This window comes from Bacillus sp. AK124 (assembly GCF_053903085.1).
In genome coordinates this window covers 1,169,521-1,185,433 of record NZ_CP096378.1, presented here as the reverse complement: position 1 = coordinate 1,185,433, position 15,913 = coordinate 1,169,521, and the positions used below count along the sequence as shown (strand labels likewise).

Here is a 15,913-nt window from a genome sequence, read left to right as displayed (position 1 = left end):
GAGCCCCCTTGCTGTTTATCTGTTCTGTCAGGGTATGTATTTGAAATTGTTATGTAAAAATGAAGTTAAACTATCGTTTTCATTGTTCTTATGATACCATGTAACCAACATTTTTTGAGCAGAATTTTTAATTTTTTTACATCAAAGTGACAACATCTGACTATTTTTTTACGGGGTGACATCATGCTGAAACGAGACGGTCATGTTCATTCTCCCTTTTGTCCGCACGGATCAAAAGACGAATTCAGATATTATATAGAAGAATTATGCAAAAAAGGCTTCCGATCCGTATCCTTCACCGAGCATGCGCCGCTTCCGCCTTCATTCATGGATCCGACCCCGGAGAAAGACAGCGCCATGCCGATCTCCGAGCTGGACCGCTATATTGAACGGCTGACCGAACTGAAGAAAGAGTACAAAGGACAGCTCGACGTTTTAATCGGTCTTGAAGTCGATTATATCCGCACCTTTGAACACGAAACGAAAGCTTTTCTCGATCAATACGGCACGCATCTTGACGACAGCATTCTTTCCGTTCATTTTTTGCCGGCCGGATCATCGCACATCTGCCTTGACTACGATGAAAAAGCGTTTCAGCAGCTGATCGGCTGCTACGGCAGCACAGAACAGGTCTATCTCGCCTATTATGACGAAATTTATTCTTCCATTGTATCACCGCTGGGAGCATTTAAGCCAAAACGAATCGGCCACATTACGCTGGCGAAAAAATTTGTGAAGCTGTTTCCGTATTCGATGTCAGAAAGCGTCAGAAAATCGGTCTCCTCCTGTTTGGATGAAGCCGCAAAGCGCGGATACGAACTTGACTTTAATACGTCCGGCCTCCGCAAGCCTTATGCAGGCGACGTCTATATGGAAGAATGGATGATAAAAGAAGCGGAACAAAAAAACATCCCGCTTGTCTTTGGGTCTGATGCCCACCAAGCAGAGGATGCCGGATTTGGTTACGAACATTTTGAGAGCCGCTTGGCTAAATAACGGCGGCTTGCCGACCTTCTCTGTACAACAGACTGAGAAGCCATGTTTTGACTTCCTTGTAATACGCCTGATAAAAGTACGGCTCGTGCGGCTGTACATACAGCACTTCTGAAATATATTGAGGCTGCAGATAAGGCATCATTAAAAGCGACTTCAGCTGAATCATAAAATGGGAAAGGGGAAAACGGGAAAATTCGTTGTCCTCATTTCCCTTTTCAATGATCAGGTGGAGAATGTACTTTTCTTTTGTTAAATATGTTGACATCACTTCGCGATTCAGTGTGGAATCAATCGTGACTTCGCGATAAACAAACCGAGTTAATTGACGGTGCTCATGCTGATACGATAGAATATCAAAAACCAATTGAAGAAGGCAATCCGTTGCACCTGCATCCGGAAGGCGTTCATAACCCTTTTCAAGGACTCTTAAATAGCCTTCATAAAATCGGGATATCAAATGCTCCATTAAACCGCCTTTTCCATTAAAATAATAGGAGATGTGGGCGACATTGACATTGGCTGCTCGGGCAATTTCGCGGACGGATGTTCCTGAAAAACCTTTTTGGTTGAACAGCTCCACGGCAGATTCGATGATCCTGTCCTTCGTGGTTGAAATAGCGTTTGATCCCATCTTGTTTCACCCCTTCTTACTTAAAACAATTCCACTTCAAGCGGAATTGTTCCTGTAAAAAGTGCTCGACAAATAGCATCACGGCAAGCGTGTTTTTGCCATTTCAAAGAAAAAGCGAGGGAAATTATCATGTTTCATGTCGAAAAAACAGAAGGCAGCAAAGAAAAAAAATACGAGCTTCTCCTCAAACAGATCGATGCGCTGACAGAAGGCGAACCTGATATGATCGCCAATACAGCAAACGCCTCCGCTCTTTTGTATCAATCATTGGAAGACATCAACTGGGCGGGTTTCTATTTTGCCAAAGACGGCGAGCTTGTGCTCGGTCCGTTCCAGGGACTTCCTGCATGCGTAAGAATCCCGTTCGGGAAAGGCGTCTGCGGCACCGCTTATACAAACGGCCGGGTCGAGCGCGTTGAAGATGTGAACGCGTTCCCCGGACACATTGCGTGTGATGCGGCGTCCCAATCCGAAATCGTAGTTCCGCTTGAAGTGGACGGGAACATCATCGGAGTGCTCGATATCGACAGCCCGATTAAAAACCGCTTCGATGAAACAGATGAGTATTATTTGAAAAAGTTCACAGAGATGCTTGGAGAGCGTTTAAGCGAAAAGAGCCGGTAAATCCGGCTCTTTTTTAATGTGTCATAAACCTGTTTTTCCCGTTTCGCTTTGCATTGTACAGCGCGACATCCGCCTCTTTAAAAAGGCAGGTTAAAGATTTCGGACGATCCTGAGACCAATTGGATACCCCGCACGAAATCGTCACCTTTGGATCAGTGCATTCCCTGACAAGCGTAATCAGCCTCTCAGCAAGCATTTCACCGGTGTTCAGCCCTGCTTTCGGCAAGTATACCGCAAGCTCTTCTCCTCCCCACCTTGCTGCGACGTCCTGGTCGCGGATGTTTCGCTGGATCACCCTGGCGACTTGAATGAGAATATCATCGCCTTTCTGATGGCCGTACGTATCGTTAATCTGTTTAAAATCATCGATATCAATCAATACGAGTACGCCGCTCTCATCCGCTTTCATACTGTACCCGATTTTTTCATCGAAATAGCTTCTCGAGTAAAGCTCTGTCAAACGGTCTGTTTGAACAAGATACTTCAGCCGGTCACGCAGCATCAAATTCGACACGGCGAGCGTGGAATGCCTGATCAGCGTCTGAAACAGCTTAAACATTTCAAATGAAAAAGAGCAGACGTTTTTTTTCAATACGATGACAAATCCTTTGTTTTCATTATTCTCCAGCATCGGAACGCCCATTAATGAAGCATAACCTTCATTTCCAAAAAACGAAGAACCGTTTCCGACAAATACCCCGTTTTCCTCTGAAATCTTTTCTTTAACATAGCGGATGTATAGAAGGGCCGCATCCGTCTGAAAAAAACCTGTGCTTCCCGGCAGCAGGGTTTCCTCGTCCAAATGATTTTTATAAAAAAAGCCCACCTCTTCGGCGCCAAATGAACTGATCAGCCTTTCGGACAAACTCTTCATCATATCAGGGAGGCGTTTCGTCCGGTTCAGCTGATGCGATGTTTCATTAATCAGCTCCAAATTTGAAATCATATTCTGCGACTGTTCGTAAAGCCGGGAATTTTCAAATGCTTTCCCTGCCGCATTCGAAATAATGCATATATCCGCTGCCGTATCGGCAGCCCCTGGTCCAAAAGCCTTCAAAACGCCATACGTTCCCTGCCGGCCTTTAATCGGAATGTAAACTTCCGATTCATTTTTGCTCTTCGCCTGTCCTGATAAGTATGCCTCTAAGGCGAAAGAATCGGTCGATTCGCTTTGCACATCTAGCTCTATCGCAGGAAGGCTGATGTATTGGTCCTCGTCGTATGACAAGAAAAGACAATATGCCAAAAAAGGAAAAACATCCCTCAAACTTTCAACCATTGTCTTGAGCACCTGCTCCTGATCCATCAGCTCATGCAGCAGCGCCGTCTTTTCATAAATCTTTGTTTTATTGAGCTCCTCATGAAATAATGCATCAAGTTTCAGACAATGCATTAAAAACAGGCGGATGGATTCAGCAAGACGTTCTGGTACTTTATGATTCTTTTGACACAAAAGTTCTATATATTTGCTGTTTTCTTCTATTGTTATAATGATATAATAATCATTAACTCGGCTGATCTGGCCGCTTTGGCCGTTCGCTCCCTGCGGACTTGAAGAAGGACGCAATGTAAGAGATATAAACGAAAAAAATGACTCTGCTGCCGCTTTTAGCCAGGCAACAGAGTCATCGTACGAGACGGCCGGCTTTTTTAAAAGAAATTGGAACAGCTTCTGATGAAAAGACAGATATAGGTCTTCAGTTTGTTTGTTCATGGTCATCACCTTAAAAAAATCCGTTTTATGTATTTTATTTTCCTGATTATATCATAAAAAACAGGACTTTATACTTATTAATGATTCAGGCTCTTTGGGACAGTCCATGAATGGTTGACTTTGCACAGCGGACATTATATAATCTTCTTTGTGTGAAATAATGCAGCCTTTTTGTTCTGCTTCTGTGTTTCATTTTGTTCCTTATCTATTAAGGTGTATCGTGTAACTCTTTGCTGCTGGAGCGAGGATACATGAAAACAAAATGGACATGGCTGAATTGAACAGATGGGTTTTATTTTCACAAAAATAAAACCAAAGGAGGAGTCACATTATGGCTCGCTATACAGGTCCAAGCTGGAAATTATCCCGCCGTTTAGGCATCTCTTTGAGCGGTACGGGTAAAGAATTAGAAAAACGTCCTTACGCACCAGGTCCTCACGGTCCGGGACAGCGTAAAAAACTATCAGAATATGGTTTGCAATTGCAAGAAAAGCAAAAGCTTCGCCATATGTACGGTGTGAACGAACGCCAATTCCGCAACCTTTTTGACAAAGCTGCGAAAATGGCTGGTAAACACGGTGAAAACTTCATGATTCTTCTTGAAGCACGTCTTGACAACATCGTTTACCGTCTTGGCCTAGCGCGCACTCGCCGCCAAGCACGCCAATTGGTAAACCACGGTCACATTCTTGTTGACGGAAGCCGCGTTGACATTCCGTCTTACCAAGTTAAACCTGGCCAAACGATTTCACTTCGTGAAAAATCTCAAAACCTTTCTGCAGTTAAAGAAGCGGTTGAAGTGAACAACTTCGTTCCTGAATACCTGACTTTTGACGCTGAAAAGCTTGAAGGTTCACTAACTCGCCTTCCAGAGCGTTCTGAGCTTCCTGCTGAGATCAACGAAGCATTGATCGTTGAATTCTACTCTCGTTAATAGAAAATGCTCTTTAAAGAGCAATGGCAAAAACCCTGGAATTGTTGATATATCAGCGATTCTAGGGTTTTTTGTTGTATTCTTCTTCCACCGTTGATTCGGGGAGATTGCGGGCTGTTGATAAGCCGGGAATAAAACGGACCCAGCTCATAAGCGTCAAGTTTTTAATAGATGATCTTTCTTGCAAGATACCTCCTCACAAGCAAGATATGACAAACGTCTCCTTTTCTCTTATGCATATATTCGGTAAAATCAAATCGTTGGTTAAAGAATGAAAACGGAGGAGTGACCAACAAATGCTTATGTTTTTTGGTAAGTTTCTCTTGTTCTACTTGTTCTGTTTAGCTGCATTCGCCATTTTCAAAGTCATGTACTACAATATCAGCAAAAAATGGGTTGCAAAGACTGAAGATGGCACTAAATTGAATTGGGCTTTGAATGTCTTTGTTAAACACGGTAAGAAAATGGACAGCAACGACTGCTTTGTGATGGGGGTGTTAGCGGGATGGTGTGCGATTTATTTATAAAAAACTCCCGGAAGGCTTCGATGAGGGCTAAGATCCGTCCCGCGATACGAGGGGCATGAACTTCAGTGACTGCTTTTGTTTTAGCCTCGCCCATTTGACTGTCTCCGGTATCTCAAAACCATCTTGAATCGTCACTGAAATTGATATGCCAAACAATCTTCGGAAATACGGGCATCTCTCATTAAAAATCAAGTTAACAGTCGTTCCCCTTCGGTCTTCTTCAGACTATAAAAAACCCCAATCGCCAGATGATTGTCTAACAATTGGGGTGCAATTTACGATACATTTACTTTTGGATCTGGTCCATATTGATTTTCTTTTGTTTCGCCAGCCTGACAGTAAAAAATCAGCAGAATGACAGCACCGATAATCGGCAACAAGCCAATTAAAATCCACCAGCCGCTTCTTCCGGTATCATGCAGCCTGCGGACATTGACAGCCAAAGAAGGCACCAAAACAGCCAACTGATAAATTAAGATCAGGACGTACCCGAGGAATCCACCGCCATACCCGATGATATATCCTACTTGATATCCATCATATCCTTCCGCTGTCATGATTCCTGAAATAAATAAACTTACGATCATTACTGTTAAGATAAATAAAATAAAACATATGATACCGTTAAACAAATGAAACAACCAATATTCCTTTCGTCTTGCTCTCCCTTCAAAATTCGCATAATTCCTCAAGCCTTTCCAAAACCACTTCATACAAGTTCCTCCATTGTCAAATCTATAAATTTGCGAAAAACATATGAATTATACCATAAAATATCATTATCGACCATTTACTTGAAGGATGCTCCCAAGTCATCTTAGAGGAACATTTTTTTAATTGGAATTTGAGCTTGTGCCTTTTCAAAATTTCAGTTCTCATTTCACCATTGCTTCTGTATAATATGAATCATCCATTTCGCCTCTGTAGCTCTAGAAGGGAAGAGCGCCGTAAAACATTGTAGGAACGGGTCGCAAGGCAAGGGTTTCAGAAGCACCGAAAAGCAAATAGCTGAGACAGGTGGAATTCCTGTCGGTAAAAGTCCGTAGGGAAGCGTGTTCTCCCCTAGCCTATGCTTACGAGAGGAGTGCGGGTTCGAATCCCGCCGGAGGCATTGATCTTTGTTCTCTAAGAAGAAGCCAAAAAAACAGACAGAAATTCACTGTCTGTTTTTTACGGCTTTAATCTGTCATATATTAAAATGTGTAAGATTTTCCGTCATCCGGCACAGCATACGAGAGGACATTCCTTTTTCCTGTATGAAGCTCTTCAATTCTTCCCGTGCATATGTCTGGAAATCAATGGGTCGGCTTGATCCAGCACTATCTTCTTTCATGATGACGGGAGACCCGGCTTCAAAGTATTGATTGTACCCTTCGTTAACGGCTATGATGTCCGGCTGATGCGCGGAAATTTCTTCGCGGACACCTTCATACCAAGAGGGCCCTAAAGACCCTCTACTTCAGCCACTTTGCTGCATTTTCCGTCTGATTCAATTGATTGTATCCGTCAGCCGACTGCTGCACCTCTTGTTTTCGTTCCGTTTCCAGCTGCATGTTGTAATCTTCCATAAACTTTTCTTTCGCCGCAATGAACAGGTTCATGCTACATTCCTCCCTCTTCAACGATGGAAATGCTCTACCTATTACATCTATATTTTTGACATTTCCTGAATGAACATACATGAAACATACGGACACAAAAAAACCCTTGCCGTTTGGCAAGAGCTTTTTGATTATTTATAAGTCAGCAGGAAGTATTTCTTTTTACCGCGGCGAATGACGGTAAACTGTCCTTCGATGCGGTCGTCGCCGGTGAGGACGTCCGCAACATCGGTGCGGCGCTCGCCGTTAACGTATACCGCGCCGTTTGTGATATCTTCGCGCGCCTGGCGTTTAGACGGAGACAGCTTGGATTGGACGAGCACCTCAACAAGAGGCAGTTCATCCGCTTTCTCAAGTTCCATGGAAGGAACCCCTTTAAAGCCGACCTTCACTTCTTCAGCAGTCAGCTGTTTAATATCTCCGCTGAAGAGTGCTTTTGAGATGTTGACAGCCTGCTCAAACGCTTCACGGCCGTGTACAAGAACGGTCACTTCTTCGGCGAGGCGCTTTTGCGCTTCGCGTTTTTCAGGCGCCGTCTCTGCTTTTTCAGCGAGATCTTCAATTTCTTCTTTGGACAAGAAAGTGAAGTATTTCAAGTATTTCACGACATCCCTGTCGTCGGTATTGATCCAGAACTGATAAAACTCATATGCCGACGTCTTCTCTTTATCAAGCCAGATCGCGCCGCCTTCCGTTTTTCCGAACTTCGTGCCGTCTGCTTTTGTCACAAGCGGAATCGTCAATCCGAAAGCTTTTGCATTCTCTTCAGATTTGCGGATAAGCTCGAGGCCTGACGTGATATTGCCCCACTGGTCGCTTCCGCCGATCTGCAGCTTGCATTCCTGGTTTCTGTACAAATTCAAGAAATCGAGAGACTGTAGGATCATGTAGCTGAATTCAGTATAAGATATGCCCGTCTCGATTCTGGAGCTTACCGTATCTTTGGCAAGCATGTAATTGATTCCAAAGTTTTTGCCGACATCGCGCAGGAAATCAATGACGTTCATTTTGCCGATCCAGTCATAGTTGTTCGCCATAATCGCCGGATTTTTTTCAGCTTCAAAATCCAGGAAACGCGAAAGCTGGTTTTTGATTTTCTGCGACCATTCGCGGACGATTTCTTCATTGTTCAGCGTGCGCTCCGCTTTCTTTCCGCTCGGATCGCCGATCAGGCCCGTCGCTCCGCCTACGAGCGCAATCGGACGATGTCCGGCCAGCTGAAAGCGGCGAAGCATTAATATCGGCAACAGGTGTCCGATATGCAGACTGTCAGCTGTCGGATCAAATCCGGAGTATAAGCTGATTTTTTCTTTATCCAGCAGTTCTCTCAAGCCTGCTTCATCGGTTTGCTGCTGAATCAGTCCCCTGAAGGACAAATCATCAAGTAAGTGTGTCATCATCATTTAGCTCCTTTTTTCCAAAAATAAAACGCCCCTTCGCAAAAACGAAGGGACGATAAAAATCGCGGTACCACCCTGCTTAAAAGAACGCATGGCCGCGCTCTTTTCACTCTCAATGATAACGGAAAAGCTTCCGTTCTTCTGCTACACAAAGCCCGGGAGGCTTTTTTCGCAAAAGCGGTTCGTGAGTGTAATTCAAACCATCCATATGTGCTGATTTTCACCGGCCATCAGCTCTCTAAGACAGGGAAGGATGCGTTTTACTAATCTCAGTCTTCACCTTTTGAATATTCGACTAAATCTTTTTTAACATAATATTTTTGCATTGTCAATGAGACATCAGTCTTCCATCGATGAGAGATCGCCTGCCGGAAGGTTCAGCTCCCAAGCTTTCAGGACGCGTCTCATGATCTTTCCGCTTCTTGTTTTCGGCAGTTTATCCTTGAATTCGATTTCCCTTGGCGCGGCGTGTGCGGCCAAGCCTTGTTTCACGAACTGCCTGATTTCTTCTTTTAACGAATCTGACGGTTCATAACCGTCCCTCAAGGCGATGAACGCTTTAATAATTTCACCGCGGACGGGATCCGGTTTGCCGATGACGCCTGCTTCAGCGACAGCTTGATGCTCAACAAGCTTGCTTTCGACTTCAAACGGGCCGACGCGCTCGCCCGATGTCATGATGACATCGTCGATCCTTCCCTGGAACCAGAAGTATCCGTCTTCATCCATGTAGGCGGAATCTCCTGACACATACCAATCCCCCGGCATAAAATAGGAGCTGTATTTTTCAGGATTGTTCCAGATCGAATGCATCATCGACGGCCAGCCTTTTTTAATGGCGAGATTCCCCATTCTGTAAGGAGGCAGTTCATTTCCCTGGTGATCGACGATTGCAGCCTCTACGCCTGGAATCGGCTTGCCCATCGATCCCGGTTTAATTTCCATGCACGGGTAATTGCAGATGAGCTGCGCTCCTGTTTCGGTCATCCACCATGTATCATGAATCCGGTTGCTGAAGACTTTATGCCCCCATCTGATGACTTCAGGATTTAACGGCTCCCCTACGCTTAAAATATGCCGTAATGAGCTCAGATTATATTTGTTCACGAGATCGTCGCCAGCACCCATCAGCATCCGAAAAGCCGTTGGCGCGCTGTACCATACCGTCACTTCCATTTTTTCAATCGTTTCGTACCATGCTTCGGGACTGAATCTGCCGCCTACGACAACATTCGTTGCTCCATTCAGCCACGGACCGAAGATCCCGTAGACCGTTCCGGTAACCCAGCCTGGATCAGCCGTGCACCAATAAATGTCATCGTCGTGCAGATCAAGAACCCATTTGGCTGTTTGATAATGCTGAATCATTGCTTTGTGGACGTGGAGAACCCCTTTTGGCGCGCCGGTCGAACCCGATGTATAGTGAAGCAGCATCCCGTCTTCCTGATCCATCCATTCAATCTCAAGATCAGTATCTGCTTCAGCCGCTTTCGCGTAATAATCGATGACAGACCCTTCTTCCTTTACGCCTTCTCCAACGACAATGATTGATTCAAGATCCGGAAGTTCGCCGGCCGGCACCCGTTCAAGCAATTCCGGCGTCGTCACGATAACCTTCGCTCCGCTGTTTAAAAGCCTGTCTTTGACAGCGCCTTCCATAAATGCTTCAAACAACGGCCCGACGATCGCTCCCAATTTGACAGCGCCGAGAAGAATAAAATAAAGCTCGGGTGATCTCGGCATAAAAACAAACACACGGTCTCCCTTTCCCACATTGGCATGCTGCTTTAAGACATTCCCGGCTTTATTCGTTTCATTTTTCATCTCTCTGAAGGTGTACTTTTCTTCGCGGACCGGATCTTTGTAGTAAAATGCCACTTTATTTTTCAAATTTGACTCAGCGTGGCGGTCGATCGCTTCATAAGCTGCATTGATTTTTCCCGTTTTGTGCCATGAAAAATGTTTTTCGGCATCCTTCCAGTCAAATGTCCGGTATGCTTCATCATAGTCTTTCAAGTTGTAGTTTCCCTTTTCTGCTGGCAACGCTTTCAATTCCATGCCCATCCCCCTTTGTTCGCTCATCAAAATATATTATAGTATAGATTTTTTATTTTCTCAATTTTTAAAAAATACTCTTCCATCCTATGAAAACGCTTAATATTTTGGTATGTTATGTATAAAAGACTTCAACTAAGATGTAAGGCGGTGGATACGTGGACCATCACAAAACTTATCATGCCAAAGAATTGCAGACCGAGAAAGGCTCCGTGCTGATAGAGGGCCCTATCAGTCCCGAAAAACTCGCACAATATGAATTTCACAACGAGCTTACAGCCTTTCGCCCATCTCAAAAACAACATGAAGCATTAATCGAAATCGCAGGGCTTCCCGAAGGACGGATCATCATCGCCCGTTTCCGGCAAACCATTGTCGGCTATGTGACATATGTTTATCCAGACCCGCTTGAAAGATGGTCTGAAGGAAACATGGAAAATTTAATTGAGCTTGGAGCCATCGAAGTCATTCCGGCGTTCAGGGGTCACTCTGTCGGGAAGACGCTGCTTGCGGTCAGCATGATGGATCCACAGATGGAAAAATATATCATCATCACGACTGAATATTACTGGCATTGGGATCTAAAGGGGACTAATAAAGATGTTTGGGAATACAGAAAGATGATGGAGAAAATGATGAATGCCGGAGGGCTTGTCTGGTTTGCGACAGACGATCCGGAAATCAGCTCCCATCCCGCCAACTGTTTAATGGCCCGCATCGGAAAAGAGGTCAGTCAGGAGTCGATCGAGCGTTTTGACAGACTCAGATTCCACAATCGTTTTATGTATTAAGGGAGCAAAGGGGACCTGAATATGATTGTTGAAAAAATCATGAAACGGGATGTTGTGACACTTTCCAGAACGGATACGATTGAAGAAGCGATCAAACGCATGCGAACATTTCATATTAAACACCTTCCCGTCATCAATGAACGGGGAACGGTCATAGGCATCGTCACGGACAGGGACGTCAAAACAGCAAGTCCGAGTATTTTTGCCCAAAACAGATCTGACGAAGATTTAAAAAAGCCGGTGGAACTGATTATGTCAAAAGAAGTGATCACCGGTCACCCGCTTGATTTTGCCGAAGAAATATCAGCTATTTTTTTCGAACACGAAATCGGCTGCCTCCCGATCGTAAAAAACGGGAAGCTTGTCGGCATTGTGACAAAATCCGATTTGCTGCATACGTTCGTCCAGCTGACAGGAGCCCATTTTCCAGGCTCCCAAATCGAAATCAAAACCGATCATATCGCCCGTAGCCTCGCTGATATCAGCGCCATTTTCAGCAGGCGCCAAATCGCCATATTGAGCGTGCTCGTATATCCCGGTGATGAAGATGATTCGAAAATACTCGTGTTTCGCGTTCAAACAATGAATCCCGCCTCTATCATCAAAGACGTGAAGTCCAAAGGGTATCAGGTTCTTTGGCCGGCTGTTCAAAGGGATTTGCCATGAAGGACAGCGTATTTATTTTTTCTCCCTCTTACCAAACCTATCAATTTCATCAAGATCACCCGTTTAATCAGCTGCGAGTCTATGTAACATACGATCTTTTGAATACGGTCGGCGCATTTGAACCGGGAGAAACGATTGCTCCGCGCATAGCGACAGAAGCCGAGCTCGGCCTTGTTCACACAGGCGATTATATCAAGGCTGTCCAGCTTGCAGGGGCGGGAAAACTCCTGGCAGCCGAAAGCGAAAACTACGGGCTTGGAACAGAAGATACCCCTGTCTTTGCCGGGATGCACGAAGCCGCCTCCCTTTTGGTGGGCGGAACACTGACAGCTGCAGACTATGTCATGACGGGCAAAGCAAGACACGCCCTCAATCTCGGAGGCGGGCTTCACCACGGATTCAGAGGAAGAGCTTCAGGATTTTGCGTCTATAACGACAGTTCAGTTGTGATACGATATTTGCAGAAAAAATATCATGCGAAGGTTTTATATATTGATACGGACGCCCATCACGGCGACGGGGTGCAGTTTACGTTCTATGATGATCCTTCCGTGTGTACCGTCTCGATTCATGAAACCGGCCGCTACCTTTTCCCGGGAACGGGGCAAGTACAGGAAAGAGGTCATGGCGAAGGCTACGGCTACGCTTTTAATATCCCGCTCGATGCCTTCACAGAAGATGAGTCTTTTCTTGAATCCTACCGGACGGCTGTTTCTGAAATAGCCGAGTTTTTCAAACCGGACGTTATTTTGTCGCAAAACGGAGCTGACGCGCATTACTACGATCCGCTGACACACTTGTGCACGACGATGAAGATTTACGAAGAGATTCCAAAGCTCGCTCACGAACTTGCACACACCTATTGCAACGGAAGATGGATCGCTGTCGGCGGAGGCGGGTACGACATTTGGCGCGTCGTACCGAGGGCATGGGCAAGAATCTGGCTTGAAATGAAAGGAATGAAACCTGAGGATAAGATGCCTGAAAAATGGCTGAAAAAGTGGGGGAAGCAGGCATCTGTCCGACTTCCTGCCAACTGGTCCGACCCGGCAGATTTGTATCCTTCGATTCCAAGAAAATCCGAAATAACGGAAAAAAACGCCCAAACCGTTGCCAAAGCTCTTTATCCGATTCGCTCTGCCAAGCGCGCCACTTAATGCGAAAAATCCCGGCGTACAGAAAAGGCCTTGCTTTTATGCAAGACCTTGCTTTCTTCTCATTTATTTTTTTGCGATGACAATTTCAACGCGCCTGTTTTCCTTCATATGGCTCTCTGTGCGGTTGTCCTTGACCGGTTTTGTATCGGCATAACCGATGGCAAGAAAACGTGAAGAGTCGAGCTTTTCTTTCGACGTAAAGTAGCCGATCACAGTGCTCGCCCTTGCCGCAGAAAGCTCCCAATTGGATGGAAAACGGTAAGTCGAAATCGGGCGGCTGTCCGTATGCCCCTCCACACGGATCGGGTTGGACACTGATTTGAGAAGGACGGCGATTTTATGCAAAAGCGGGTGAGCCTGGTCTTTCAGATCCGCTTTTCCCGAATCAAACAAAACCGCTTCCTGAAGGACGAGGATGATGCCCCGTTCATCACGCTTGGCCGCTATCAAACTTGACAGTTCATTTTTTTCAATATAGTCGTTGATTTTCTTTAATAAATCTTCTTGGCTTTTAGCCGTTTTTTCAGCCTTCTGATCGTCCGCGTTTTCTTTTTTCAGCTCTGCGGCGGATTTGCCGTCGGCCCTGTCTTGAAATGAACCGACTGCTGCTTTAAATTTGTTTAAATCGATTTGCGACATCGAAAACAGTAAAATAAAGAACACGAGGATGAGCGTAATCAAATCCGAAAACGTGATGATCCAGTTTGACGATTTGCGACCCTGCTCGCGCTTTCTTCGTTCATGTCTAAGCTTCATGAGCCCTGTCCTTTTGTTTTATATGATCCGCCCGCTTTTTTGCCCATTCTTCTTTTGAACTGAAAACGACAAGCTGGCTTTCCAGATTTCGCGGATTTCTTCCCGACTGGATGCCGATGATGCCTTCGATCATGACCTGCTTCTTAAAGATTTCATTCTCAGTCTTTTCTTCAAGCTTTGCGGCGATCGGTATAAACAGCATGTTGGCTAAAAGGGATCCGTAAAGCGTCGTCAAAAGGGCGATCGCCATATTCGGACCGAGCGTTTCCGGCTTGTTCAGGTTTTTGAGCATCATGACGAGTCCGACAAGGGTTCCGATCATTCCCCATGCAGGGGCAAATTCCCCCGCTTTTTCAAAGATTCTTCTTCCCTTTCTGTGCCTTTCTTCCATCGCGGCGATTTCCGAGTTCATCACATTGCGGATCGTCTCCTCGTCCCATCCGTCGATGGCAAGAAGCAGACCTTTTTTCAAAAACGGGTCTTTCATTTCATTGATATTGGCGTCCAATGATAAAATTCCTTGTTTGCGCGCCTGTTCAGACAGGCTGACAAAGGTTTTGACCAAGTCGCGTACATCGTCTTCTTCCGAAATAAAGACCTGCTTCAGCACAGCCGGCGCTCTTTTTAAATCTTTCGGGGAAAAGCTGATGAAAACAGCTGCACACAATCCGCCCGTCACGATAAAGAAAGACGTCAAATCGATAAACGAATAAAAACCGGAAAGCCCCGCTCCAGAGACAACGCCGATTACTAAAATGAAAATACCCAAAATCAAACCGACCGGTGTCAGATAATCAAATCGTTTCATTTTTTCATAATCTCTCCAGCTCAAGGAAAAGAAAGCAAGCAATTCACGAAAAAAGCTGTGAACACTTGCTTTCTTTCTCGTTTATTTAATCATGATCATTTTGTTGATTGTCTGAGTTCAATGCGATGCGGCAGCTGGACAATATGCTCTTCGACTTCCTCTTTGTTCATCAGCTTTGTCAGAAGTCTCATCGCTACGGCACCGATATCATACGTCGGCTGGACGACAGTCGACAGCTGCGGTCGAACCATTAATGAAAGCCTTGTATTGTCAAAGCCGATCACTTCAAGGTCATCCGGAATAGCCAGTCCTTTATCCTGTGCTGCGTGAATAACGCCGAGTGCCATTTCGTCTGTCGCTGACAGGACGGCCGTCGGTTTTTCATCCAGCTTCATTAGCGCCTCCAGCGCTTCCATTCCTGAATCGTACGTATAATCGCCTTCTGCGACATACTCTTCTTTAAATGTCAGCCCCTTATCCTCAAGCGCTCTTTTAAAGCCTTGAAGTTTTTTCGCTTGATTGACCGGCTCAGTCATAGGTCCTGATACAAACGCAAGGCGCTTATGGCCTTTTTCAATCAGCATGGTAGCCGCATCATAAATGGCCTGTTCATAATCGATCGCAACCGACGGCGTTTCCCCTTTTTCTTCAACAGATGCCGCAAGCACGATCGGAACTGGTGACCGCTTAAACTCCTCCACATGCTCTTCAGTGACATTTCCGCTCATAAAGACGATACCGTCAACTTGTTTTCCCAGCATCGTATTCAAAAGATGAAGTTCTTTGTCCATATTCTGGTCGGAGTTGCTCAAAATAATATTGTACTTGTACATCGTTGCGATATCTTCGATTCCCCTCGCCAGCTCTGAATAAAAGATGCTGGAAATATCGGGAATGATCACACCGACAGTCGTCGTCTTTTTGCTTGCAAGGCCCCTTGCCACGGCATTTGGACGATAGCCAAGACGCTCGATGGCTTCAAGCACCTTCTTTCTCGTCGTCGGCTTGACGTTCGGATTTCCGTTCACAACCCTGGAAACGGTTGCCATACTTACATTTGCTTCGCGTGCTACATCATATATTGTCACATTACTCATTTTTACCACTCCTTCAACTGGGTACACTTTTCTTTTCCTATAGCATAAACATTTTCATGTAGAGAAATGTCAAAATGTAAAACTTTATGTAAAATAAACAGAACTCAAGTTTACATTATTTTTCATAACCTGCCAAAACAAAAGGGGCTCTCTGAA

Annotated in this window: 17 protein-coding genes, 1 pseudogene and 1 other annotated feature; of the genes and pseudogenes, 7 read left to right on the top strand and 11 right to left on the bottom strand. The window is 45.2% G+C overall.

Features of this window, described 5'->3' with window-relative positions; all coding sequences use genetic code 11:
* Positions 1 to 183 precede the first annotated feature (183 nt).
* Positions 184 to 996 (top strand): histidinol-phosphatase HisJ, encoded by an 813-nt coding sequence (hisJ, locus tag M1E06_RS05980; protein WP_043054431.1) that lies wholly within the window; start codon positions 184 to 186, stop codon positions 994 to 996.
* Here hisJ and refZ read toward each other — a convergent pair.
* Positions 989 to 1,627: a forespore capture DNA-binding protein RefZ gene (gene refZ / locus M1E06_RS05975; protein WP_020452593.1), complete on the bottom strand. Its 639-nt coding sequence runs from the start codon at positions 1,625 to 1,627 to the stop codon at positions 989 to 991. The genes hisJ and refZ overlap by 8 nt on opposite strands.
* A 129-nt stretch (positions 1,628 to 1,756) precedes the next feature.
* Here refZ and M1E06_RS05970 point away from each other — a divergent pair, with 129 nt between their 5' ends.
* Entirely contained in the window at positions 1,757 to 2,251 is a 495-nt protein-coding gene (locus tag M1E06_RS05970; RefSeq protein ID WP_020452594.1) for a GAF domain-containing protein, read from the top strand.
* Positions 2,252 to 2,264: 13 nt separating this feature from the next.
* Here the strand turns inward: M1E06_RS05970 and M1E06_RS05965 are convergent, their stop codons facing one another.
* Complete coding sequence (locus M1E06_RS05965) at positions 2,265 to 3,965, bottom strand: sensor domain-containing diguanylate cyclase (RefSeq protein WP_043054432.1); 1,701 nt, start codon at positions 3,963 to 3,965, stop codon at positions 2,265 to 2,267.
* A 331-nt stretch (positions 3,966 to 4,296) separates the two neighbouring features.
* Between M1E06_RS05965 and rpsD the strand changes: the two genes are divergently transcribed.
* Positions 4,297 to 4,899 (top strand): 30S ribosomal protein S4, encoded by a 603-nt coding sequence (rpsD, locus tag M1E06_RS05960; RefSeq protein WP_020452596.1) that lies wholly within the window; start codon positions 4,297 to 4,299, stop codon positions 4,897 to 4,899.
* 61 nt (positions 4,900 to 4,960) lie between these two features.
* Here rpsD and M1E06_RS05955 read toward each other — a convergent pair whose 3' ends face one another.
* A complete protein-coding gene (locus M1E06_RS05955) occupies positions 4,961 to 5,086 on the bottom strand; it encodes a hypothetical protein (RefSeq protein ID WP_261379712.1) in 126 nt (41 codons plus the stop codon).
* A 109-nt stretch (positions 5,087 to 5,195) separates the two neighbouring features.
* Here M1E06_RS05955 and M1E06_RS05950 point away from each other — a divergent pair, with 109 nt between their 5' ends.
* The gene (locus M1E06_RS05950; protein WP_065643623.1) at positions 5,196 to 5,426 is read left to right on the top strand and encodes a hypothetical protein; all 231 of its coding nucleotides are present in this window, start codon (positions 5,196 to 5,198) and stop codon (positions 5,424 to 5,426) included.
* 275 nt (positions 5,427 to 5,701) lie between these two features.
* On the opposite strand, the gene M1E06_RS05945 is transcribed toward M1E06_RS05950, so the two are convergent.
* From M1E06_RS05945 to acsA, 5 genes and pseudogenes are all read right to left on the bottom strand, one after another.
* Positions 5,702 to 6,139, bottom strand: coding sequence for a DUF805 domain-containing protein (locus M1E06_RS05945; protein ID WP_026579070.1), 438 nt, complete (start codon positions 6,137 to 6,139; stop codon positions 5,702 to 5,704).
* Positions 6,140 to 6,619: 480 nt separating this feature from the next.
* Positions 6,620 to 6,708: pseudogene (locus M1E06_RS05940) on the bottom strand (MBL fold metallo-hydrolase); the annotation flags it as partial.
* A 172-nt stretch (positions 6,709 to 6,880) separates the two neighbouring features.
* A complete protein-coding gene (locus M1E06_RS05935; protein WP_216904390.1) occupies positions 6,881 to 7,027 on the bottom strand; it encodes a hypothetical protein in 147 nt (48 codons plus the stop codon).
* A gap of 131 nt (positions 7,028 to 7,158) precedes the next feature.
* A complete protein-coding gene (tyrS, locus tag M1E06_RS05930) occupies positions 7,159 to 8,424 on the bottom strand; it encodes a tyrosine--tRNA ligase (RefSeq protein WP_023855507.1) in 1,266 nt (421 codons plus the stop codon).
* A gap of 48 nt (positions 8,425 to 8,472) precedes the next feature.
* Positions 8,473 to 8,713: a binding site (T-box leader), on the bottom strand.
* A gap of 53 nt (positions 8,714 to 8,766) precedes the next feature.
* Positions 8,767 to 10,485 (bottom strand): acetate--CoA ligase, encoded by a 1,719-nt coding sequence (gene acsA / locus M1E06_RS05925; RefSeq protein ID WP_020452599.1) that lies wholly within the window; start codon positions 10,483 to 10,485, stop codon positions 8,767 to 8,769.
* Positions 10,486 to 10,640: 155 nt separating this feature from the next.
* Here acsA and M1E06_RS05920 point away from each other — a divergent pair, with 155 nt between their 5' ends.
* From M1E06_RS05920 to M1E06_RS05910, 3 genes are read left to right on the top strand one after another with little or no spacing between them, the layout of a single operon-like run.
* Positions 10,641 to 11,273 carry a GNAT family N-acetyltransferase gene (locus tag M1E06_RS05920; protein WP_020452600.1) on the top strand — a complete coding sequence of 211 codons (633 nt, stop codon included), beginning with the start codon at positions 10,641 to 10,643 and terminating at the stop codon, positions 11,271 to 11,273.
* Between the two features lie 21 nt (positions 11,274 to 11,294).
* Complete coding sequence (locus M1E06_RS05915) at positions 11,295 to 11,939, top strand: acetoin utilization AcuB family protein (RefSeq protein WP_020452601.1); 645 nt, start codon at positions 11,295 to 11,297, stop codon at positions 11,937 to 11,939.
* Positions 11,936 to 13,096, top strand: a complete 1,161-nt coding sequence (locus tag M1E06_RS05910; RefSeq protein ID WP_023855508.1) for an acetoin utilization protein AcuC — start codon at positions 11,936 to 11,938, stop codon at positions 13,094 to 13,096. The genes M1E06_RS05915 and M1E06_RS05910 overlap by 4 nt, the downstream gene beginning before the upstream one ends.
* Positions 13,097 to 13,159: 63 nt before the next feature.
* Here the strand turns inward: M1E06_RS05910 and motS are convergent, their stop codons facing one another.
* The 3 genes from motS to ccpA form a co-directional block, all read right to left on the bottom strand.
* On the bottom strand, positions 13,160 to 13,852 hold the full coding sequence (gene motS, locus M1E06_RS05905; protein WP_020452603.1) for a flagellar motor protein MotS: 693 nt from the start codon (positions 13,850 to 13,852) through the stop codon (positions 13,160 to 13,162).
* On the bottom strand, positions 13,842 to 14,660 hold the full coding sequence (gene motP / locus M1E06_RS05900; RefSeq protein WP_020452604.1) for a flagellar motor protein MotP: 819 nt from the start codon (positions 14,658 to 14,660) through the stop codon (positions 13,842 to 13,844). The genes motS and motP overlap by 11 nt, the downstream gene beginning before the upstream one ends.
* Positions 14,661 to 14,755: 95 nt before the next feature.
* Entirely contained in the window at positions 14,756 to 15,757 is a 1,002-nt protein-coding gene (gene ccpA, locus M1E06_RS05895) for a catabolite control protein A (RefSeq protein WP_020452605.1), read from the bottom strand.
* Positions 15,758 to 15,913: the final 156 nt, after the last annotated feature.

Bases quoted from the DNA above. Each gene is read 5' to 3' on its own strand.
- hisJ (WP_043054431.1), top strand. From the start codon at position 184: ATGCTGAAACGAGACGGTCATGTTCATTCTCCCTTTTGTCCGCACGGA.
- refZ (WP_020452593.1), bottom strand. From the start codon at position 1,627: ATGGGATCAAACGCTATTTCAACCACGAAGGACAGGATCATCGAATCT.
- M1E06_RS05970 (WP_020452594.1), top strand. From the start codon at position 1,757: ATGTTTCATGTCGAAAAAACAGAAGGCAGCAAAGAAAAAAAATACGAG.
- M1E06_RS05965 (WP_043054432.1), bottom strand. From the start codon at position 3,965: ATGAACAAACAAACTGAAGACCTATATCTGTCTTTTCATCAGAAGCTG.
- rpsD (WP_020452596.1), top strand. From the start codon at position 4,297: ATGGCTCGCTATACAGGTCCAAGCTGGAAATTATCCCGCCGTTTAGGC.
- M1E06_RS05950 (WP_065643623.1), top strand. From the start codon at position 5,196: ATGCTTATGTTTTTTGGTAAGTTTCTCTTGTTCTACTTGTTCTGTTTA.
- M1E06_RS05945 (WP_026579070.1), bottom strand. From the start codon at position 6,139: ATGAAGTGGTTTTGGAAAGGCTTGAGGAATTATGCGAATTTTGAAGGG.
- M1E06_RS05935 (WP_216904390.1), bottom strand. From the start codon at position 7,027: ATGAACCTGTTCATTGCGGCGAAAGAAAAGTTTATGGAAGATTACAAC.
- tyrS (WP_023855507.1), bottom strand. From the start codon at position 8,424: ATGACACACTTACTTGATGATTTGTCCTTCAGGGGACTGATTCAGCAG.
- acsA (WP_020452599.1), bottom strand. From the start codon at position 10,485: ATGGAATTGAAAGCGTTGCCAGCAGAAAAGGGAAACTACAACTTGAAA.
- M1E06_RS05915 (WP_020452601.1), top strand. From the start codon at position 11,295: ATGATTGTTGAAAAAATCATGAAACGGGATGTTGTGACACTTTCCAGA.
- M1E06_RS05910 (WP_023855508.1), top strand. From the start codon at position 11,936: ATGAAGGACAGCGTATTTATTTTTTCTCCCTCTTACCAAACCTATCAA.
- motS (WP_020452603.1), bottom strand. From the start codon at position 13,852: ATGAAGCTTAGACATGAACGAAGAAAGCGCGAGCAGGGTCGCAAATCG.
- motP (WP_020452604.1), bottom strand. From the start codon at position 14,660: ATGAAACGATTTGATTATCTGACACCGGTCGGTTTGATTTTGGGTATT.
- ccpA (WP_020452605.1), bottom strand. From the start codon at position 15,757: ATGAGTAATGTGACAATATATGATGTAGCACGCGAAGCAAATGTAAGT.